At 53.4% G+C, this 21,223-nt stretch carries 17 protein-coding genes; 7 read left to right on the top strand and 10 right to left on the bottom strand.

Annotation, left to right across the window (positions count from 1 at the left end; all coding sequences use genetic code 11):
- Nucleotides 1-21: 21 nt before the first annotated feature.
- Together VE954_RS00915 and VE954_RS00910 are read left to right on the top strand one after the other, a co-directional pair.
- Nucleotides 22-2,103: an adenylate/guanylate cyclase domain-containing protein gene (locus VE954_RS00915; RefSeq protein WP_324948684.1), complete on the top strand. Its 2,082-nt coding sequence runs from the start codon at nt 22-24 to the stop codon at nt 2,101-2,103.
- On the top strand, nt 2,100-4,136 hold the full coding sequence (locus tag VE954_RS00910) for an adenylate/guanylate cyclase domain-containing protein (protein WP_324948682.1): 2,037 nt from the start codon (nt 2,100-2,102) through the stop codon (nt 4,134-4,136). The genes VE954_RS00915 and VE954_RS00910 overlap by 4 nt, the downstream gene beginning before the upstream one ends.
- Before the next feature lie 220 nt (nt 4,137-4,356).
- On the opposite strand, the gene VE954_RS00905 is transcribed toward VE954_RS00910, so the two are convergent.
- The 4 genes from VE954_RS00905 to VE954_RS00890 all read right to left on the bottom strand — a co-directional run bounded on the left by VE954_RS00905 (nt 4,357) and on the right by VE954_RS00890 (nt 7,421).
- Nucleotides 4,357-4,983, bottom strand: a complete 627-nt coding sequence (locus VE954_RS00905) for a glutathione S-transferase family protein (protein WP_324948680.1) — start codon at nt 4,981-4,983, stop codon at nt 4,357-4,359.
- Nucleotides 4,983-5,864 carry a DUF6279 family lipoprotein gene (locus VE954_RS00900; protein ID WP_324948678.1) on the bottom strand — a complete coding sequence of 294 codons (882 nt, stop codon included), beginning with the start codon at nt 5,862-5,864 and terminating at the stop codon, nt 4,983-4,985. Before VE954_RS00900 ends, VE954_RS00905 begins: the two co-directional genes overlap by 1 nt.
- A 92-nt stretch (nt 5,865-5,956) precedes the next feature.
- Nucleotides 5,957-6,292, bottom strand: coding sequence for a hypothetical protein (locus tag VE954_RS00895; protein ID WP_324948677.1), 336 nt, complete (start codon nt 6,290-6,292; stop codon nt 5,957-5,959).
- Nucleotides 6,293-6,455: 163 nt separating this feature from the next.
- Entirely contained in the window at nt 6,456-7,421 is a 966-nt protein-coding gene (locus VE954_RS00890; RefSeq protein WP_324948675.1) for a CPBP family intramembrane glutamic endopeptidase, read from the bottom strand.
- Between the two features lie 220 nt (nt 7,422-7,641).
- Between VE954_RS00890 and VE954_RS00885 the strand changes: the two genes are divergently transcribed.
- Nucleotides 7,642-9,336, top strand: coding sequence for a hypothetical protein (locus VE954_RS00885; RefSeq protein ID WP_324948673.1), 1,695 nt, complete (start codon nt 7,642-7,644; stop codon nt 9,334-9,336).
- 32 nt (nt 9,337-9,368) lie between these two features.
- On the opposite strand, the gene VE954_RS00880 is transcribed toward VE954_RS00885, so the two are convergent.
- Both VE954_RS00880 and VE954_RS00875 read right to left on the bottom strand, forming a co-directional pair.
- A complete protein-coding gene (locus VE954_RS00880; protein WP_324948671.1) occupies nt 9,369-10,889 on the bottom strand; it encodes an ArnT family glycosyltransferase in 1,521 nt (506 codons plus the stop codon).
- A 23-nt stretch (nt 10,890-10,912) separates the two neighbouring features.
- Nucleotides 10,913-11,590, bottom strand: a complete 678-nt coding sequence (locus tag VE954_RS00875; RefSeq protein ID WP_324948669.1) for a phosphatase PAP2 family protein — start codon at nt 11,588-11,590, stop codon at nt 10,913-10,915.
- Nucleotides 11,591-11,715: 125 nt separating this feature from the next.
- On the opposite strand from VE954_RS00875, the gene secB reads away from it, so the two are divergent.
- Both secB and VE954_RS00865 read left to right on the top strand, forming a co-directional pair.
- Nucleotides 11,716-12,177 (top strand): protein-export chaperone SecB, encoded by a 462-nt coding sequence (gene secB / locus VE954_RS00870; protein ID WP_324948667.1) that lies wholly within the window; start codon nt 11,716-11,718, stop codon nt 12,175-12,177.
- Nucleotides 12,178-12,367: 190 nt separating this feature from the next.
- Complete coding sequence (locus VE954_RS00865; RefSeq protein WP_324948665.1) at nt 12,368-13,456, top strand: YHYH protein; 1,089 nt, start codon at nt 12,368-12,370, stop codon at nt 13,454-13,456.
- A gap of 147 nt (nt 13,457-13,603) precedes the next feature.
- Here the strand turns inward: VE954_RS00865 and VE954_RS00860 are convergent, their stop codons facing one another.
- The 4 genes from VE954_RS00860 to VE954_RS00845 all read right to left on the bottom strand — a co-directional run bounded on the left by VE954_RS00860 (nt 13,604) and on the right by VE954_RS00845 (nt 19,832).
- Nucleotides 13,604-14,821 (bottom strand): hybrid sensor histidine kinase/response regulator, encoded by a 1,218-nt coding sequence (locus tag VE954_RS00860; protein ID WP_324948663.1) that lies wholly within the window; start codon nt 14,819-14,821, stop codon nt 13,604-13,606.
- Nucleotides 14,818-15,279, bottom strand: coding sequence for a response regulator (locus VE954_RS00855; protein WP_324948661.1), 462 nt, complete (start codon nt 15,277-15,279; stop codon nt 14,818-14,820). Before VE954_RS00855 ends, VE954_RS00860 begins: the two co-directional genes overlap by 4 nt.
- Nucleotides 15,239-18,658: a PAS domain S-box protein gene (locus tag VE954_RS00850; RefSeq protein ID WP_324948659.1), complete on the bottom strand. Its 3,420-nt coding sequence runs from the start codon at nt 18,656-18,658 to the stop codon at nt 15,239-15,241. Before VE954_RS00850 ends, VE954_RS00855 begins: the two co-directional genes overlap by 41 nt.
- A 139-nt stretch (nt 18,659-18,797) precedes the next feature.
- Nucleotides 18,798-19,832, bottom strand: a complete 1,035-nt coding sequence (locus tag VE954_RS00845) for a S8 family serine peptidase (RefSeq protein ID WP_324948657.1) — start codon at nt 19,830-19,832, stop codon at nt 18,798-18,800.
- Nucleotides 19,833-19,986: 154 nt separating this feature from the next.
- On the opposite strand from VE954_RS00845, the gene VE954_RS00840 reads away from it, so the two are divergent.
- On the top strand, nt 19,987-20,475 hold the full coding sequence (locus VE954_RS00840) for a hypothetical protein (protein WP_324948655.1): 489 nt from the start codon (nt 19,987-19,989) through the stop codon (nt 20,473-20,475).
- Nucleotides 20,472-21,173, top strand: a complete 702-nt coding sequence (locus tag VE954_RS00835; RefSeq protein WP_324948653.1) for a zinc-dependent metalloprotease family protein — start codon at nt 20,472-20,474, stop codon at nt 21,171-21,173. Before VE954_RS00840 ends, VE954_RS00835 begins: the two co-directional genes overlap by 4 nt.
- The last annotated feature ends 50 nt before the right edge of the window (nt 21,174-21,223 follow it).

Genomic DNA, 21,223 nt, shown 5'->3' with positions numbered 1-21,223 from the left:
CTTACGGAATTTTGAGGCGGTATGAACTGGACCCAAATCCTTTTCACTTTTTTGCTGGCGTGCTGCGGCGCCGGGCCTCTTTTTGCCTATGACCTTGGACAACCTGAAACCATTGAGTTCGCCCAGTACGATGCCCCGCATCAGCTGGCCCGGTGGCTGCAAAAAGAGCTGCCGCAAGTGGATCGGGACAAGCGTTTCAAGGAATGGATCACAGGTTTTGTGGCTTTGCTGCGTTCGGAAACCAATGAGGCCGCGATTCCCAAGGCGGATGAGCTCGCTTTTGCCGAGAAAACGGCTTATGACCGTCAGTTTTATCGCGAATATCTCTTCGTCAAGCGCTTCCGTCTGATGCAGGGTGTTCAGCATAATCCTGAAAATTTCACCGCCCGCAAGAAAATTTATATCGATATGATTGAAGAGGCCAGGCAGCTGAAGCAGAAGGGCGTTGAGCTTTTGATCCTGACGGAGCTGGCGTGGATTCTGATCGATACGGGCAATACCAAGGAAGGTCTTGGCAAACTCAAGGACATCCCAAAAATCAAGCCGCAGGACCTGAATATCGGGACCTACGACTGGCTGGAAATTCTGCATAATTGTGTGGCCATCCTCCCTATGAATGCAAGCCAGGACCAGGTCCTGGGCATGTACCGCGATATCATCAAAGCCCTCGAAAAAACCCGGCCTCGTTATTTCCTGGCCTCGGCCAAATCCAACACCTCGCTCCTGCTCACCCGCATGGGCAAGTCGTTCCCCGACCTGGATCCCGAACTTCTGCTGCTCGATGCCATTGCCATGTCCACTGAGATCGATGAAACCATGACCATGGCAACATCCATGTCGGCGCTTGGCGTTTACTATCATAAAAAAGGTCGGCACCAGGAATCGCTCGAATGGTTGCAGAAAGCTCTCCAGCTGTTTCAAAAGCTAAAATCTGAAGTTTGGCTCGGTGATACTTATAAGAAGATGGCGCGAGCGCATCTAGGCCTCCAGCATTACAAGGATGCACTGACTGGTCTTGAGCAGGCTCAAAAAATATTCAAAGAAAACTATAAGCAGGATCAACTGGAAATTCTGGACCTGCAGCAGCAAGCCCTGGCAGCTTTGAATCAGCCGAAGGAAGCCTATGCGAAGCTGGAGCAACACCTCAAGCTTTATCATGAAACCCTAGCTGCCAACGAAAGTTCAGAGGTCAATGCCCGACTCATTGACAATCAGATCGATTTGGAACAGGCCCGGGGTTTGGCCCTGGAAGTTGAAGCGGCAGCCAAACGTCGTAAAACCCTTGTGGAAGAGCAACTCCAGCAGATCACAACCGGTCGGAAGAAGTCCCTGGATATTCTGATCCGTGGAGCGCTGCTTCTCCTCATCCTGATCATCGTGCTGACCCTCGTCGGCAGAAAGCTGCACCAAAAAACTCATGATGTCCACCTGCATATCCGGGAAAACCTGCTCCAGCGTTTTGTGCCACCAGCCCTTGCCCATGCGATCGCGGCGGGGGAAAAGCATGTGGAGCAGGATCCAAAGCGCTATGACATCACCGTGGTCTTTGCCCGCATTCCACACTTCGAGGACCTCATCCAGAAACTGGGCCCCAATCACCTGGCCGAGGCCTTGAATCTGTTTCTGGAAGCCATGAGCGAAGTCATCTTTGCTCACGGTGGCACCATCGATAAATTCAATCGAGGCACGCTGATGATCCTGTTCGGAGCGCCTCTGCCCATGGATGATGAGTCCCAGGTTCGGTCGGCTACGCGGTGCGCCGAAGCCATGATCATGCGTCTGGATCAGCTCCAAAAAACCTGGTCCTTGCCTCATGGGCTTTATCTGCAGCTGGCGATCGGCATCCACCATGGGCCTGCACTGGTGGGCTTCTTCGGTGGTGAACAGAGAACAGACTATACTGCGATCGGGGCCACGGTGAACATGGCTTCGCGCATTGAAGGGCTGGCGGCGCCTGGTGATATCGTGGTCAGCGAACTTATTGCGCTGATTTTGAAGGATGATGAATACCGTCTGATGGGCCATTTTATTTTAAAAGGCATTGAACTGCATCAGGCGCTCTATATCTGGGTTCGCCATGGGGAACAGGAGGCTGTCTCATGAGGCTACTGGTCCTTATTGGTCTCTGGCTCGGGAGTGGTTCCCTGTGGGCCGGGCCTTGCCTGAAATCGAATGCCAGCCTCAGTCAACTCCTGAATCAGGCTGCGGACGATCCGGTCACTCTTTTGGAGCAAAGCCGTCATGATCTGGCCAGCCTTCGGGATCGAACCAAACCCTTGATGGCTCCGTGCATGGTGGCGATCGGCCTGGCCGAAATGAGTTTACATGATATCAGCGCCATCAAAAATCCTTCTGACCTTCTGCACGGCGCACGGCTGGCTCGCCAACAGGGCTGGTTGGATGGGGCCGCGGTACTCGAGGCCATGAGCCTGGCGCACCGGCTCCTGCAGGGCGAACATCGCGATGTCACGCCCCTCAAGGAATTTCTGCGTTCCACGGAACAACGTTCCCTCGATGCGCAGATTATTTCGCAGATTCTTCTTTATGATTTTCTGGAATACCGGGAGCGAGCCTATTATGATTTAAAGCTGAAACAGATTGCCGATGATGAAACCGCTCCGCTACTCTACCGTGCGACGATTTATGAAAGCTTCGCGCATCGAACCGATTATCGTAAGTTTGCCGATCGATCCGTCACAGCATTTCAGGATCTTTGGCAACTTATTCAACCCATGCCTCTGCGTTATTTCAAAGCCAACACCAGCTATAATCTGGGCGTCATGCATACCTGGCTCAAGACCCGTGAGGGTGATCGCGCGGCATCCCAGGCTCTGCAAAAAGCGTTGGATCTTCTCAGGAATCTTCCAGCCAGCGGCCTGCACGGATCCGTCCTGATTGCCCAGGCCAATCTTCTGAATCGAGCGAATCAAACTCAGGCTGCGTTGCTGCTGCTACAAAATGCCTTGACCTATTTTCAACCCGAACTGGACGAAGAGTGGCTGGGCGACGCGCAAATCAAAGCGGCAATGATTTATGCCAAGTCAGGTCAATGGCAAAAAACGCTTGCGGCGGTGGAAACATTCCGTCGGCTCATGCCGGCGTCTTTGATTTATGATCACATTATAGCCCGCGAATTGGAGGCCCAGGCCTACTATGGCCTGCGAAACTATCCCCGGGCCTATGATGCCTTGCATGATCATGCCATTCGCCTGCGGGCCTGGCACGAGGGCTTTGCTCAGGAAACCTACCAAGCCGAAGCCGCCCGACTGGGTCTGCAGGCCGAAAAGGAGAAAACCCGAGCGTTGACCGTGCAGCAGGAGACGGCCAGTGAAAACCTGCGTCTGGAAGCTATAAAAACCCAATCACTCCGGCTGCAGCTCGGCCAACGCTTTGGCCTGGCGGCCCTGCTGCTGGTCCTCACTGGAGTCAGTCTTTGGATCAGCATCAAGGTGATCCGCAATATGATGGAGCTGCGGCGCATGAATCATTATCTGGCGACCCAGGTTTTGCAGCGCTTTATGCCACCCCAGGTGATCCGTGAGGTTTTGCAGGGTCGTATGCATTGGCATGAGCAGCCCGAGCAACGGCTTGTCACCGCGTTGTTTATCGATATCGTCAGCTTTACCGAAGCCACGGAAAATCTGGGCACCACCGAAATTTCCCGCATTCTCAACCGCTTTATGGTGGCCACCACTCAGGAAACTTTTGCTCAGAACGGTTTGATTGAACGTTACGTGGGTGATGCTGTGATGATTATCTTCGGCGATACAGGCAACACCCAGGCGAGTGTTCAGGCTCAGCAAGCTCTGGCCTGTGCGGAAGCAATCCTGGCCCGCCTTCAGAACATCAATCTTGATCTTCCCCCGGACCTGAACTGGCATCTGCGGGTTCGTATCGGCATTCATCAGGGTCTGGCCGTGGTAGGCAGCATCGGGCATGCGGCGCGTATGGAGTATATGGCCCTGGGTGAGGCGGTGAATGTCGCCCATAAATTACAGGAAGAAGCCGAGCCGGGTGAAATTCTCATTAGCCGACCGATGACCTATCACCTGAGTGCCGATCGTTATACGCCTCGCGCCAGTCACCGTTCGGTCCCAGCTTCCATTGACCTTTTTGTTTTGAAAAAAAGCGCCTGACCGCTCATACCAAGGGCCTGGATTGATTCGGCATGAGAAATCCAGAGGCATACGCAGCGTTTTTCCCTTATCTTGGGCATAATTGATAGACGCCCATCGTGAGCCCTGCATGACCATAAAGCCAAAGCCCTTGATGTCGGTTTCAGTGATTATCTCACCAAACCGATCGAGGCCAGGCAACTTGTGGCCATCATTGAAAAGCATCTGCATAGGATAGAGACTAGAGGGCAGGCTCCAGGTATTTCTCACGAAAGCGTTGAAAGCCTGGTCTTTGGGTCATGCGATCCCGGTATTCGACCAAACCCTTATCCAGCCCCGGCGCATCCAGCGATTGAGCCCAGCTGACCAGGGACGTCATGAAAATATCCACGACCTGAAAATTGTCGCCCAACACGAAGGGCCGAGCCTGCATATGCGCGGCGAAGATGCGACAGGATCTTGCGAAATCATCCAGAGCTTGCGGAATAATTGCGGGCACCCTCTGCACCTCAGGAAGCAGTTTCGTGTTTTTCAACACCAACCACAATGGGGCTTCAAGTTCTGTCAAAGCAAAGGAAAGCCACTGATCATGCGTCCCGCGAGCCCGACTTCCGGCCGCGGGAATCAACTCCCGTTCCCGATGCTGATCGGCAAGCCAGGTGCAGATGGCGGATGTTTCGGCCAGACTGAAGCTTTCGATGGCAATGCAGGGGACTTTGCCAAACGGATTGATGCGCCAGTAGTCAGGATGATGATGCTCGCCCTTCCGAAGATCGACGGGTTGCAGTTCTGAAGGGACCTGCAATTCCTCCAGGAGCCAAAGGACACGCATGGTGCGCGTGTTAGGATTGCCATAGACCTTCAGCATCAGCTGCCACTCCTTTCAGCCATATTCAACGCTTCCATATCCACGACCAATTCTTTGACCACTTTCTCCAGATGCTGCCATTGCTCCTGATCAAGACTCGCAAACAGCGCGATTAAAAAGCCCTGCGCTCGTTCCTGGGATTCCTTGCGAAAGCGCAGATGATCGGGGTCGCGAAAGCTGCCTTCCGGATGGGCCGAATTGCGAATAGCAGTTGCAAGCTGGTCCCGATCGCGTTTTTTCAAAAGTTCGATCCAAAATTGTCGGGCCTGGCGCCGCTGCTTCAACTGTTCGGTGAGCATGGCTCGATTCCAGCCGAGTTTATCGACGAGCAGCGCCTTTTGATCCTTACGAAGTTTGCCAACCCAAAACTTGTAACCGGCTGCAGCCTCGTCCACATAATCCGCAAACTCGTCGGGGAACTCACTGTCACTGCGTTCCAGAAGGTTCACGAGATTTTTGTCAGACTTGGCCAGTTTACGCTCCAGATGATCGATCTGCGATGCATCCAGTTGCTTGAGCAGGGTGGACAAAGGTGGTGTGATGCGTTCGGTCACTTCCAGGCGCCAGACACTGACACGTTTCACCCAGCTTTCATAGGATTTTGCATCGATCTTGCGAGCCTGCACGGCCGTCTGCACATCACGCAAAAGATCGGTGATCGCCGGCAGACGTTCCGCCTTCAACCAATCCACAGTGTCCTGCACGGGGACCTTGATGCTTTTTTCCTGGGCTGATGTGAGATCCAGATAGCTATCCATCTGATAAACCACAAGCCAGTCGAGATTATTAAAGATCATGCGCTTATAAGCACACCCGCTCAAAATGAGAATTGGCAGGATGAAACAGACCAGGATTTTACGGGGAAAACGCCAAAAATTCACAGAAATGCTCCGTTGCCTCGTGTATCGCCCGGGCCATTATAGGGTAAAGAGCCGGGCGCGGCGACCGATTTTCCTGGATTGGCAGCGGCGATTCAACGCTGGTAGAACCCGAAGGCACGATGGATGGCTGCTTGTAAATAGGTTTCAGGACAGATGACCCAGTGGATGCGCTTGTCAAAAAAGCGGGACAGTTGCTCCGTGAGCATCTCTATGGACGTCTGGGCATGGGTGGCAATCGTGACGCCAGCTGAATCCTCACAAATGGGCAGGCATTGCCATTCCAGGCAACGGGCGTGACTCAAACGGATCAAAAGCTTGGGATCCAGAAATTCTTCAGGCAGCTGGGAATAGAAAGGCAACTGGGGCGAATCTGTGGCGCTACCAAGGGCATCGCGGCCCTGTAGCCTGGAACGTTTATAATCCCGCATGCGTAAGACCTTTCCTGATCCCCCGGCGCCAGCCGTCCTGGTTGTACTAACCTGTCTAGTTGCGATCGGATGATTTGGGAATTTTCTTAACTTGCGGCGCTTTTCGCTTGAAAATTCGCATGCTAAAGAGCTTTATTTCAAAAACCTACCAACCCGTTTGGATTCACCAGAGCCAGGAAACGGCAGGCAACCAGAGCACAGGCGGCGGTCCACGCTTATCATCCTTCAAACGCACGAGATAAGCACTGGAGAGCACGATCACATCCCACCAGGTATGAACGAAGATACTTTCACTTAACGTCCAGCCGCGCCTTTGCTGTAACCAGCCCAAATAATATCCCATGCCGATCTGAGCAAAAGGCCGTTCAATCGTGGAACGATGAGCCAAGCCAAAAACAGTGGCCTGGACCGCATTGGCCCAGAATGGGGAGCGCCAGGATTCATATAGTAAAGGCTGTAAATAACCTCGAAACAGGGCCTCCTCCGAAACCCCGGCATTATAAGAAAGAACGCTGGCATAGGCCGCGTCCGACGACGTATAGGGATCGCGTTGATAATCTTCGGGCAACGCCTGGCTGCTGAGCGCCCCTAAACCGGCTGCAATCAATAAGGGAGCCCAGGTCGTGGAACGCTGCAGATGCGAAAACTGAAAGGGTGCCGCAAGCAGATCCATGGGTGTTTCTTCCGTTTGCAGAAATTCATAGCGGCCCAGGGGTTTTTGCGTTTCCACTGCCGAACGAAAGGAGTGCCAGGCGCTCATCGCTCCAACAGCCGTTATATACTGCCCGGCTAGCGTCGCCTGCCGCGGCAGCTCCCGATGATTCCTGTAATCATCCTGCTGCCGCTCGGACCATAGATCCCACTGCATCGCATCCTGATCGTCCTCCAGGCGTTCCAGGCGATCCTGATACCAAACGTTGGCCCCTATCCATGCGGAAGAATAGAGAAGGCCCGAAGTGTAATGACCTTGAGCGTACTGATCAAAGCCAGGCAGAAGCAGCGATACCAGGGGGCGCCAGTAAACATTCTGCGGTTCCTTGGGCGCATCGGCAGGCGTAAACCAACTGGCTTCAGCAAAAAGAGAAGAAACCCAAAACAGCTGAAACATCAGACTGCATAATATTTTCATAGGCGTCCTGATCATTCTTACCCAAGGTCCATCCCGGTTGTCCATATTCGCCAAAGTCATGAGGAAAGGCAAGTCGGGAATGGTCATACAAAAGAAGTATCAGCGGTCATTTGCTGTAGGCCTTCATGGGGTTAACACCTTTACCGCAACGTAATGATGGGAACCGTCTCGCAAACCGAAGGGGTCTTTATTACGAGTCGGTTCTTGCAGGAGACAGCGCATGAAAAAAATCAAGTCCGGAAAAATTCTGAGCGGCCTACTCGGTGCATCGTGCGCCTTGGTCGCTTGCGGAAAAAGTTCGTCATCAGCAGATGATGCGACGGTGGTCGCAACCACCATCGCAGGTGAAGTCGCCAGTACCATGAATATGGCCTATCCCGGCGCACTGGCCCTTGCTGTGTTCCCAACGGAAACAGGTTCGGCCCTCAGACTTGCAGACGAAGAAGCCCCTGAGACCCTGGCAGCCAAAGCCGCAGAAGCGGAATCATACCTCGATGGTACGGCTGCAACCTGTCTTCCACCTGTCTTCCTGCGCCCAGCTAAACAGGTCGATGAAACCTGCTACGAATTCGACCAGGAAATGATCGTCGGTAAGCAAAATAGCCTCTACGGAACTGCGGACGGCAAGTCTAAAGTCACCGGCAGCACCGAAGCCTGCCTTGTGTCCTTTGCTCGTGCCCAGATCAAGGAAATCGAAAACCTGATCGATATGGGCCTGGGTTTGCAACAAGGTATGATCTGCCAGGCTGTCAAAGACGATGTCGATGTCGCAGCTGCAGAAACGGAAGAAGGCGTGGATCTCAAAGAGACGCTGGACGACGCCATGGACAGCAGCACCGATGCACGCAAGCCGGAAATCACGGTCTCTGAAGCGACGATGAGCAAGGAAGTTGATGCGGATGGTAAGGATATCTTCAAAGTTTCCATCGTGATCTCGATGAAAAACGACAAGGGCACCTTTGCTCAGAAGTATTCGCTTTCCCACGCACCTGATTCGGATGACAATACCGCGTATCATGGTGTCATGACTCTGACTCGGGCGACCACGGCGGCGGCGCTGCAGGGCCCTGCTCCTAGCCAGAGTTCGAAAACTCATATCATCAGCGTGACCTACAACAAAACTGCCGAAGATAGCAAAAACGTCATCAATGCCGAGCTGCGCAGCGCCCGCTTTCATGCGGATCTTGCCACCCTCGCCACCGGTGATGATGGAGTTGTCAATTACAACGTGAATGCTGATTTCACAGTGGCATCCACCGACACGAACTACGGTAAGTACAAGAACCCAACAACCAGCCAGTACTTCCAGCAGGCCAACGACGCTGTGGATGGCATGCTGTTTGTCGGTTACAGTATGAACGTCGATGACAACACAGGTAACTTCGAATACTGGCAGAATCCAGGTGGAAACTACACAGAAGCCGCTCGCGGCATGGTATTTGCCATTGAAAAAGATGATGCCGGTTTGCATGGTTGCGGTATGAGCGGTGCTGTCCTGGGAGTCACCCACATGGCTGATTCCGTGAGTATCCGCCGCTCGATCAAGGAAGCTATCGCTCTCTCACCCAATGGTTTTTACCATCCCTTCTTTGCCAGCGGCAAGGATGCGGGCGGAACCCCCAAGGTGTATTACAAAGACGCCAATAACAATAACGTGAAAGATACGACCGAAGCTTACTGGACCGTTCCAAGCCTGACCGATGCGACCAAAGCCTCGACCTGGGCCAACTCCCAGCACGGCAACCTGGTGTCGCGCCAGTGCGTTCGTCAGGATGCAACGACCGGTGAGTATCAGATCGACACGACCAAAATCACGGAAGCTGCAGGGTTTGATCTTTTCAATCCGACCAGCAGCCCTGATTTTGTGATCGCAAAACCTGAGCGTCCACCTGTGCCGCCAGCTCCTGCGAAGTAAATTTCTCTCCTCAAGAGCCCACTCCGGTGGGCTCATTTGTTTTTCCTGCTTTGCAGGACGTCCGCCGGCGGCGCGATCAGCTTCCCGAACACGGCCAGATATTTTTGCGAAGCATGGTAACGCAAGGGTACCGGTTCCACCCGCTCCACCGCGATCATGTCGCTTAATAATTCCGGCCGATAATTCTTTTCCAGAATCACCAGCGTTACGGGACAATCCGCCCAATTCAATCCGGCATCACGAAACGTGTAATACGAAGGATGATTGCGATCCAGGGATATGACAGGCATGCGTTTATTCAAAAAATGAAGCTGCGCTACGACATACCAGCGCTGTCCGGCCAGGTAACCGTCCACAGGACAATGCTCCGGCAGATGCTGAAGAATAGGCTTCGTTACGCTCTGCACACCAGAGTTTAAATCGGACCAGAGCGTGAGTTCCATCAAAGGCCCTGCGTTATGCTCCAAAACAGCCAAGAGACTTTTGCGAAAATCCTTCCGGGCCAAAAGACTCGGCAGCAGCACACTCAGCCCAGCCGCCAGAATCCAGCTTCGCTTGGATCGCGCCACCGCTTCTCCATAGAGCGCAATCAGGGCGGGTAGGAGCAGCCAGAATCCAGGCATGATCCAGTGGAGCAAAACAGGTTTAAAAAAGCTGATCACTAGAATCAAGCCGATCAGGGGCAGACTGCTGCCCAATAGAATCAAAGGCACACCTCGCGGCAGGCGTGGCGCCTCCTTCCACAGTCGTCCTATCGTGCTCAACATCAGCAAAGCAAACCAGGGCGTGACAAAAATCAAAAGCCCTAAAAGAGTCCGAAGGCCGCCTTCGGGCTGCCAATGAAGATCCCCCATCCCATGCTGCGTTTGAAAACGAACCGAAGCCCAATCGTTCTGAATATTCCAAACCCACACTGGAGTTGTCATGACGAGACCGAAGACCAGGACACTGCACCAAAAAGAAAAATCCTGCCGCAGATTATAGCGACGCAACCATAGCAAGGACACCATCAGGCCGGCCCCGACCGGAAGCGCATGGTACTTAAACAGACCGGCCATGCCCAGAAGAACGCCCAACCAAAAACCTTGATTGACTCCCAGTTTTGCCTGATTGCGATAGCGTAACGTTAACCATAAAGCGGCTGTGATAAAAGGATAAAGCCCCGCGTCAGGCAGCGCAAACACACCGAGCAAACCAAAACCAGGCCAAAGAACTGTGGCAGCGCTCAGCATCATAAAATCGCGAGGCCGCCAGTCAGGATGAATATAACGAAGGCACTGCAAAAGGAAAAAGGCGGCCAGGGTATGCATGAATGGAATCAGAAGTCGCACACCGAGCAGCCCTGAAGCCATTTTACTATTCAGGGATGTGACCCAGGCAATACCGGGGGGATGATCGTAGTAACTCAGCTGCAGCTTTTGCCCCCAATCCCAGTAATAGGCTTCGTCGTTGCTCAACGGGAAATGCGCCGCGAGCCAGAGATGAAAAATAAAGCCCAACCAGAGGATAAGCACAGCCAGCGTCCAGCCGGTTCCTGTGCTGAGACTGGCCATCAACGATTCTTTCCAATTTTTTCTTAGCAATCCTTAGGCTCCATACTCGTGTTCCAATTGCGAAAACGCAGGTGGGCGATCCCCCAACCCAGCGCGACGGACGCGAGTGTGTCCGTGGGCCAGTGCGCACCGATCATAATACGGCTCACAGCCATACCAAAAGTCAGGAGCATGACCAGGATACCGCCGATCCAGGGCAGCTTTTTAAAACCCATGGCATAAGACGCATAGCAGAACGTCAGAAGGCTGATAGCATTGGCGGTATGACCACTCGGAAAACTGCCGCGGCCCCAGCCCTGCAGCAGGCGTTCATTCCATCCATCCCAACTGCTGACGCTTGTGGCAAGTTCATAGGGTCGGGGCCTTGCCACCACACCTTTGAAAAGGTGAACCCACAGGGCCGTCAGAATCGAAGTGGCCAGAATATAACCGAGGGCCGCGCGCCAGCGTCGTAACTGTTGTGGAGCAACCGACAGAAAACTACCCAACCACAGCAGAAGTCCAGCAACCTGCAGAAAAATGGCAAAATCACCGGCGCCCAGCCCTTCACCTTCAAAAATGCTGCGGTCCATAATGTCGGCAAAGACCGGCAGGGAATGCAGACGCAGCCACTCCGAAATAAGTCGATCAAGGGGCTCGACCAGGTTCATAAAAATCATGGATATCAGGATCATACAAAAATACAAAAGGCCTCGTCTCACCTGCTCCCCCTCGGTCCGGCGGACACTGCTTCGGGGCAAAAAACTCTTTCCCAAATGCCAGGCATCAGCTACTGTGAGCGTCCGCTCCCTATGGAGTAGCAGCCCGACATTTATCAGGAGTAGCCATGGCTGACCAGGAAATACAAGTTGCCTTGCAGAGAATTTATGTCAAAGACCTCAGCTTCGAATCGCCGAACCCCGTTGAAGTATTCGGCCAGAACTGGAAGCCCCAGGTCAATGTCGAAATGCAGACCAAGAACCGTAAGATTGCTGAGTCAGCTTACGAAGTTTCTCTGGAAATGACCATTACGGCCAAGAATAGTGATAAAAACGCATTCGTGATCGAAGTGGAGCAGGCCGGGATTTTTGTGATCAAAGGTCTGGAAGGAGACAACCTCCGTCGCCTGATGGGCACCTTCTGTTTGACCATTCTGTTCCCTTATCTGCGTGAGACGGTCGACAGCCTCTGCTTGAAGGGCAGCTTCCCTCCGCTGGTTCTGGCTCCGATCAACTTCGATCAGCTGTACGATCAAAGTATGAAACAACAGCAGCAGCCGCAAGCTTCCGCGAATCAGCCGCAAGCTTAAAGGCAGCCGATCCATTCGATAGCCGGGCCCCGATCCATGGGCGCCCGGGCGCCCACCCCACAAATCCAACCAGACCGTGGAATTCGATAGGGTCTCCCTCCATTTTTATCAAATCCACCAACCCGCGAGATGCATGAGAATCCTTAAGATGTTCCGGAATCTTACGATACGGTACACAGGAGGAAATTACATGCTCATCAGACTTTTTACGTTCCTATGCCTGGCTGTACTGCCTTTTCCGGTTGGTTGCTCGGATACAACAACCGAAGACGCGGCGTCGACAACAGACGAAGACACCACGACGACCACCGAAGAAGACGGCAGCATTACGACCACGACGACAGCCAGTGATGGAACCACGACGGCGACGACCACAATGCCTGATGGGACCAAAGTGACCAGAAGAAAAAAACCTGATGGTACAACCACCACCACTACGGTGAAGACGGACGGGACCACGGTCACGACTGAAGACGACACGACCACCACGACGAACACGGATGGCAGCACCTCGACATCCTGCGCGTTGACGGCAAATACGACCGCAGCATCCACGGCCAATTCCTATGGCTGCAGTGTCCTGACGCGTGATACCAGCTCCTGCCAGGCATCGCGAACAGCGCAAGGTCTGTCCGGCTACTGGTTGAAATTCTCATGTCGCGTGACCTTGACCAAGTCAGGGACCAACGTTCAAATTTCCACCGATAGCCGCCCTGATACCAAATCTCAGTATTATGCAACGACCGATGCATGCTACGAGGCCTTCTCGGCTACCGGTCGCAAGACCAATCCGAGTAAAATCTCAGCTCAGACACTTCTCGTCACTGTGCCCATGACCGGAGCGAAAGCGGCTTCGACCACGACTGTATCGGGTGCCACGATTGGTGTCGCGGTTTCGGGTGTCAGCATCTTCGGTAACTTCGCAGCACCTGGCGATGATATCTATGATGAAGCGGCAACCTTTGACAAGTGCGAAGGGCATCCGCAAGGCACAGGCAACTATCACTTCCATTCCGAACCCACAGCAATCACGCAGGCCGACTCAGCCTTCGTCGGTGTCATGCGCGATGGTCTTCCCATCTACGGCCGACTTGATACCGATGGCACCACACCGACGCTGGATGCAGCTGGCGGGCACACTGGAGTGACGGTCGATAGTCCGTCCACGGCTGTCTATCACTATCATGTGAATCTGCAGACCAATGGCACGGATTCAGCGTATTTCATCTCCAAAGGATCATACGCCGGAACCGTTGGGACATGCACGGGTTGTAACTAAGCCTGGTCCCATCTCATGCCTGCCGCATTGGCGCTGACGAGGGGCTGTGGTAAAATCATGTAGTACCCCAGGCTATGAGTTTTGGTTAAAGACAGTGCCCGCCCGATCGCACACGGGCGGGTTTTGTTCTTTAGCCCACGGGCTCAGTCAGTGACATTCCAGTGCCAAAGGGGGCGTGACCGTCGATGCCACGGATCCCTTGCTGCCTTCCCTTCCGCTGTACGGCAGGGTCACGCGAAAGGTAGCCCCAAGGCCTTTTCCTTCGCTCCTGGCTAGCACCGTTCCGCCATGCAGATCCACAAGGTTGCGTACGATCGAAAGCCCAAGTCCGAGGCCCCCGTAGCGTCGGGTCAGCGAACTGTCTTCCTGCTGAAACCGCTCGAATATGTTAGGCAGGAATTCCGGGTCGATCCCAATTCCGGTATCAATGACCTCAAAGATCACCCACAGACCCTCGCGAAAGACGTTGACCTGGATGGAACCATTTTTATACGTAAACTTGAGCGCATTGGACAGAAGGTTCCAAAGTATTTGCTGAAGACGAGCGCTGTCAGCCCAGACCTTGGCCGGCACATGGTTCAAATCCACGTTCAGTTGAATATTTTTGGCGTTGGCAGTCGACCTGAGACTCTTCACAACGTCCTCGATGATGGCGGCCGGCGCTATCTCGGACGGCTCAAAACGAATCTTCCCCGTGATGATGGACGAAATGTCGAGCAGGTCATCGATCAATTGAGTTTGGTGGACGGCATTCCTATGGATGGCTTCGGCCATAAGCCTGGCATCCTCATCCCCTGTTTCGCTGGCATGTTCCAGCAGGATCTCGGAATTGCCCATGATCACATTCAATGGGGTTCGCAATTCATGGGATAGCGTCGCCAGGAACTCGTCCTTGAGACGATTCAATTGATCGGCTTGCGCGTACAGCTCGCGCAGCCTTTTCTCGCTCTGCCGCAACTCCTGCTCGGCCTCTCTTCGTTTGCGACGGTTTTCCGCCTCACGCAGCTCCCTTTCCGCTGATACCACCAGCCGATCGAGATTGTCCTTCAGAATATAATCGCTCACGCCGAGCCTCATCATTTCCACAGCTTCGCGTTCGCCAATGGAGCCCGACACCAGGATAAAAGGTATATCCTTGCCTAGTTCCCGTACGATTTTCAGGGCCCCGCGTGAGCTGAAGGACGGCATGGCATGATCGCTGATGATCAAATCCCACGGCTCCTGCATGGCATCACGCAGGGCCTCAGCCGAAGCCACGCGTTTGGCATGAAGACGATAACCAGCGCACTCAAACTCATCCTTCACCAGCTCGGCGTCGTCTGGCCGGTCTTCAACAATCAGTAAACGTATCGAAGTCAGGCTCATGGATAGCCTCCGACGTGTTCCCACGATGCTGGATAATGATTCATCATCATCCAGTACTGGCTGAGACGTAGAACAGCTTCTTCAAAATCGTCGCTATCGATGGGCTTCTGGAGGTAACTGTTCACATTGAAGCGATAGCTCTCGATAACATCGGACTCCTCCTGTGACGATGTGAAAACGATCACAGGAATCTTGGCTCCTTCATGGCTCATTCGTATCTGCCTGAGTACTTCCAAACCGAAGATTTTTGGAATTTTCAGATCCAGAAGGATGCAATGGGGCAGCCGTCGACCCTTGTATCGATCCGTGCGCGCAAAGAAGTAATCAAGGGCTTCAGCGCCGTCCTTCACATGGATGATATGAGTTTTGAGCTGGGACTCTCTCAAGGTGGAGACGATAAGCTCAGCATCATCTCGACTATCCTCGACCAACAGTAGGGTTTTCTGACTCGATTTCATGTTCTTTTCCTTGGACACTCGGCAGTGTAAAGCTGAATTTGGCCCCTTTGCCCGGTTCGGCCTCAGCCCAAATTCGCCCGCCATGTTTATGCAGAATCCTTTGCACGGTCGCGAGCCCTATGCCTGTTCCTTCGAACTCGTCCTCATCATGAAGACGCTGGAAAGGAGCGAACAACTGCCCGGCATACTCCATATTGAAACCCGCTCCATTGTCCTCAACAGTCACAAGTGAAGTGGAATCCGAGGTTGACCCGTCGACTTTGATCCACGCCTTGGGAAGACCTCTGGTAAATTTCCAGGAATTGCCAATCAGATTTTGCAGGACCTGCCGCAGCAGATTCGCATCACCAAACGTGACAAGGCCGGGAGTAATGTGAATCTCGACATTGTCGCGATCGCTATCGCCTTCCCGTAGCTCTTCCACAACATTATGCGCCAATTGACTTAAATCCACGGCCTTGAAATCGGGTTTCGTTCGTGAAACTTTGGCAAGCCTCAGGAGATCGTCAATGAGGCAGCCCATGCGGACCGATGCGGCACGGATGCGTTCAAGGTCCTCCAGGGCAGCCGGATCAAGTCCAGTGAGGCGTCGCATCAGTCGCTTGCTGAAACCGTTGATGCTGCGAAGCGGGGCTCGCAGGTCATGCGACACGGTATAGCTAAAAGACTCAAGCTCCTGGTTCGCCAATCTCAACTCCTCAGTCCTCTTTTTGACCTCTTCTTCAAGCTCTCTTTTCGCGGTACGAAGGATGTCCTGAGCTCGCTTTTGATCCTCGATATTCACCGCTGCAGCGTACCATGCAAGAATCTCGCCTCGATCATTGAGAAGAGGCACCGTGTTTAAGCTATGCCAGTTATAAAGACCCTTGGCATCCCGCAGTCGCAGCTCAGAAACGTTGGGGCGACCGAGCGCCAGGGCCTGCGTCCTGGCCATGACCAGCCGATCGAGGTCGTCAGGATGCACGGTTTCGAAAACCTTTTGCAACAGCCATTCCACAGGCTGTCCTGTATAGAGGGTCCACTGGTGGTTAAAATAAGTCAGCTGACCTTCGCGTGTGTGGGTCAACACAAGATAGGGAACCGCATCGGCAAGAATGCGATACCGGGTTTCGCTCTCACGCAGCGCCAACTCGGATTTCTTTTCCTCAGTGACGTCACGAAACTCAAGAACTGAGCCGATGACTTCACCATTCTTTTCGAGCGGTGCAATGGAATAGGAAACAGGAAAGAGGGAACCGTCTTTCCGACAAAATACCTCCGCCTGATTTTGAACAGTTTGCAGATCCGCTTGAGCATTGTCGATCGGACACTCTTCCATGGGATACGGTGAACCGTCGGCTTTTTTCCAATGGACCGCATCATGCAAGGGTTTACCCTTGATTTCTTCGAGGGAACCATAGCCCGTCACACGCATCGCAGCCGGATTCATAAACGTCGGCCGACCATTTCTGTCCATCATAAAGAGGCAGGATGCCGCGTTATTGGTCACAGTTCGAAACCTCTCCTCGCTTTCACGGAGCTGTTCTTCAGCCTGTTTGCCTCTGGTGATGTCCCGGGTAACGATGACAGACAGGGTCTGCCTGCCTTGATCGTCGAAAACAGGTTCCCCAGTATAGGAAAAGATCCAGGCCTGGCCCGTATCGACTCGTCGCCCCCGCAGTTCCAGATAGGGGAGCGATTCCCCGCGCATCACTCTCGATACCGGCCACTGCTCGATCGGTAAAGGCGTGTCGTCGAGGGAGCTGAGTTGGAAGACTGATACGAAATACGGCAGGTCGCGCTTCATGTCATCGATACTCTCGAATCCGCAAATACGAGCTTCCGCTTCGTTCAAGAGCACCACCTGGCCCGCCGTGTCAAAGACCATGATGCCATCGCTCACGGCTTGAAACGCCGCCTCAAGCTTGGCCTTGCTCTCGTTCAACTCTTCCCTGGCACGCCTTTGTTCGGTAATGTCTTCATTGAAGATGATGATACCGCCGAGCTCGTTCTCCTCGTCGCGCCAAGGCCTGATGTCATAACGAAAGAAATGAAACTGGCCGTTCCGGTCCACATAGGACGTTTCCCCGACCTCGATGGAACCCTGCAGGGCCCGCTGATGGATCGCTATCCAATCGGGATTCAGGTTCGGAAAGATCTCATAATGATTTTTGCCGAGTATGGACGATGCTTGAAAACCAAATGTGCGTAACCATTGAACGCTCACTTCGAGGTAGTTCATGTTCCGATCAAACATGGCGACATCAAGAGGGGTGTATTTGATGAACATCCTCAGCCGCTCTTTCTGCGCCTCGATGTTCTGCTGAGCCTGCTTGCGATCGGTAATGTCTACCAGAGTACCGAGGATATGGCGTTCTCCCGCTATATCGATGAATTTCATATTACTGGAGGCAACTCGGGTTCTGCCCTCTTTGGTGATGAGTGTGGTTTCAAAATTACGGACTTCGCCAGCTCGGTGGAACTCTTCGTAAAGTCGATCCCTATCATCCGCATTCTTGTATAGACCAAGCTGCAGGCCACTCTTCCCCAGCGCTTCCTCCCTGCTGTAGCCCAACAACTGAACCCAGGCAGAATTCACGTCGACAATGATTCCCTCTGGCATTTTTACCAGAGCAAAGGCAAAAGGTGCGATTTCAAATGTTCTTGCGAACTTTTGCTGACTCATCAGAAGTTCAGCCGTCCGTTCCTCAATGCGGGATTCGAGATGTCGTTTCGCATCCACCAATGCAGCTTCTGTGCGCCTTATATCGGTTATGTCCTGAACGAGGTAGGAAAATCGCGGATAACCTTGAGGATTTCGGCCGATATAACTCACAACAGCTGATAAACGGCGCAAGGCAGAGGGCCCCTGGTGCGTGTATTCAAACTGGACGGGCCGCCGGGACGCTTCGGCCTCGCGGTAGTGACCCACCCACAGATCAATGCCTTCCCTGGGCACGCCCAGCTCACTGGCGAGCTTTCCCTGCAGATCGGCATCGCTTTGGCCAAAGAATTCTGCGGCTGCGAGGTTGTCTGATACGTGCCGGATGTTATCGCCTTCAACATCCGAGATTCCCATCATCATAGGTGCCGAATCAAAGAAACTCCAAAGAGCCTGCTCCCTGTCGGCAAGGGCCTGCCTCGCTTGCATCGTACTCAGCAGGGGCGAACACAGTCTATACAAGTACACCCCGGCACCGACAGACCCGAAAGCCGCCAGCACATTCAACCAGGCGAGCGACGGGGGGAACAGCGACCGGGATGTCCCAGCGAACATGAAATGGAGGAGGCCTGTTGTGAGAACGGTGATGGCCAGGATGAACATGACGGGCAGAAGGCGGCGCTGGAATGGTTTTGCCTGTTGATAGAGTAAAGTCGAAAGGACGAGCACGACCCACATGATGGAGGATGCACCCAAGGACCCAAGGAAAGGCGCTAGATTCGCGATAAGAAACCTCTTGGTTCTTCAGAACGTCTAGCTCCTTCTTATCCAACCTTGAAGAAAAAGCCCAGTGCTATCCGGGCCATCTTGAATGACGTTAAGGCTGAAAGGAACATATATTCATGGGAGGCTCCGGGACCAGAGGCTCCAACGGCTCTTGCGGTGTCTCAGGCGCAGGCTTCTCAGGCTGGGGTGTTTCGTCCTGAGGCTCTGGCACCAGTTTAGCTCGGGCTGTCACCAGCAGCTTATGCACATCCAGGACACCTTGCGAGACAACATCATCCTTGTTGAATTTCCCGGCCCCGGTGGCCTTGGTCATGAGAGGATAAACATCACCATACCGGAAGCGTTCGATCTTCGATTTCCGAAGACCACTGAGGACTAGGGCATAACTTCCAGCGGCAATCGGCGCGGCCATGGACGTTCCCGACATATTTTTGTAGGTACCGCCAGGATAAGTCGAAAGTGTGAGACTGCCTGGCGTCGCGTTGCTGCCAAGAACCCGGATCGGCATGATCTTGATGGGGACACAGGATGCGACACCAGCCACACCTTTGGCATTCAAGGCGGTGGCCGCAATCAAGCCAGCCACATGCGTTCCATGCCCGCGCTGATCATCCCATTGATCATCCGCAGCGCCTTTGCTGCCTTTACCCACGAAATTCGCGCCAATGATTTTGCCGTTGGCGTCACGCAGGAAACTATCGACCAGGTCCGGGTGATCGCTATCCACACCGGTGTCCACTACGGCTACGATCACCGGCTGCACCTTATCCAAGGCCAGACTTCTGCAGGCTTCATCGCGATGAATGGTTTGCAGATAATATTGCTTCGCACGCAGGGGGTCGTCCTGTTTAACCGTATCTTCGCTGGACCTGACGACGGCTTCCGCTTCAACTTCCTTGATCCCTTGCATGTCTTCCCAAAGAGCAAGCGCCTGTTTCAGCTTCTCATCGCCCATGGAACAGCCATCGAATTGAACATGATAGGTCGCGGCAAGGTCGGCGATGGGATCCTGAAACGATAATCCTTCGACAGAGGCCACCTGACAGCCTATCTGTGACGCCACGTCTTCACTTTGAGTCTTAAGATGGGAAAGTCTTTCGGCTTGGGGAACAACAGCGAAGGCCACAGGAAGAACTTCGCTATTATCATCGGCTCGCCTGGTTTGGTTGAAATGAGAATGCGGTGGGTGAAAACAAGGCATAAAAAATAGCAACTGCCGCAACATTGAAATACAAAATCTGGCCTTATATAGTCCCTCCCTAAATTTATGAGAGGTGCACATGCTTTTAACATCTGTTCAAAAATTGTTGTCTGGAGTGTTGCTGGGCTGCTTGTTTCCTTGGACCGCTATGGCCTACGAGGAATATCCTGAGGTGATCGATGGTCTCACTGGTGAGGCTATTCCCAACACCGAGGTGACGGTGGAAACCGACAGAACAACTCTTCGCGGAGCTGGAGAAGCGGCCATGGTTACCTTTAAAGCAGAAGGCTATTTGACTCGTACAATTTTTCTAAAAGCAACGGACGAAGGTACAGTGTTATTTCGTTCCGTGAGATTGTATGCTGGGTCGTCCCGGGATTCTGATCGCGACGGGGTTCCGGATGTTCAGGAAAAAGCCATCCGCACCGATCCTTATGATGCGGATACCGACGGCGATAGCCTGCCTGATGGCACCGAAATCAACGGTCATGATTATGTCGACTATCCCTCGATGGGCGCCTGGACCTGGATGATGAAGTTCCCTATGACTCCAATCTCAATCCCGTGACATCCCAGATTCAAGGCTATAAAAGAAAGCATTTTTCATCGCGACGAAGCCATGGGTTTCATTATGCGCTTTTTGCGAGCCGATACAGCGGCGGCAATTCCTCAGGAAAATCCATGGGAATTGTTGCCTCGGATTTCCTGGTGACACTCGGCACATCGGGTGGGGGCACTGCGGAAAAGCAGGCAGGAACTTTCATGCATGAGCTGGGTCATAATCTGGGCCTGAGGCATGGCGGAGGCGATAACACGCATCGCAAGCCCAATTACCTCAGCATCATGAATTATAGCTTTCAGTTCCGTGGCGTCCCGCATAGCCGGGGCAATCGATTTGATTATTCCCATACAAGACTGCCGAGTCTCAACGAACGCGATCTGAACGAATTCGATGGGATTGGCTGTGAAGAAGGTTATGGCACCATCATGAGAACTTCGAGCGGCAACGATCGCTTCATTGCCGATGCATCGGGGAGGATTGACTGGAATCGAAGTGGGCGCTTTGTTTCCAACCTTTCGCAATCCATCAATGGGGACAATAACCGAAGCCTCTTGAAGGGCTTTGACGATTGGCAATCGCTCAATTTCCAGGGCGGCGGCATGATCTCGGATGAAATCGGCGAAGGCGCAGGCGTAGCTCTACGCCGCGTCCCGTCCGTTACCCTGCCAGGTGATGACGAAGATTGCCCGCCTGACGAGGATTGATGACAGACCTGCCTCCCGGACTTGATCCGGGAGGTCCCGCTGCCTCAAAA

Origin of the sequence: Oligoflexus sp., from assembly GCF_035638955.1 — a bacterium.
Lineage (GTDB): Bacteria > Bdellovibrionota_B > Oligoflexia > Oligoflexales > Oligoflexaceae > Oligoflexus.
Note: the sequence above shows the minus strand (reverse complement) of the source record. Positions and strands in the feature narration are given on the sequence as shown.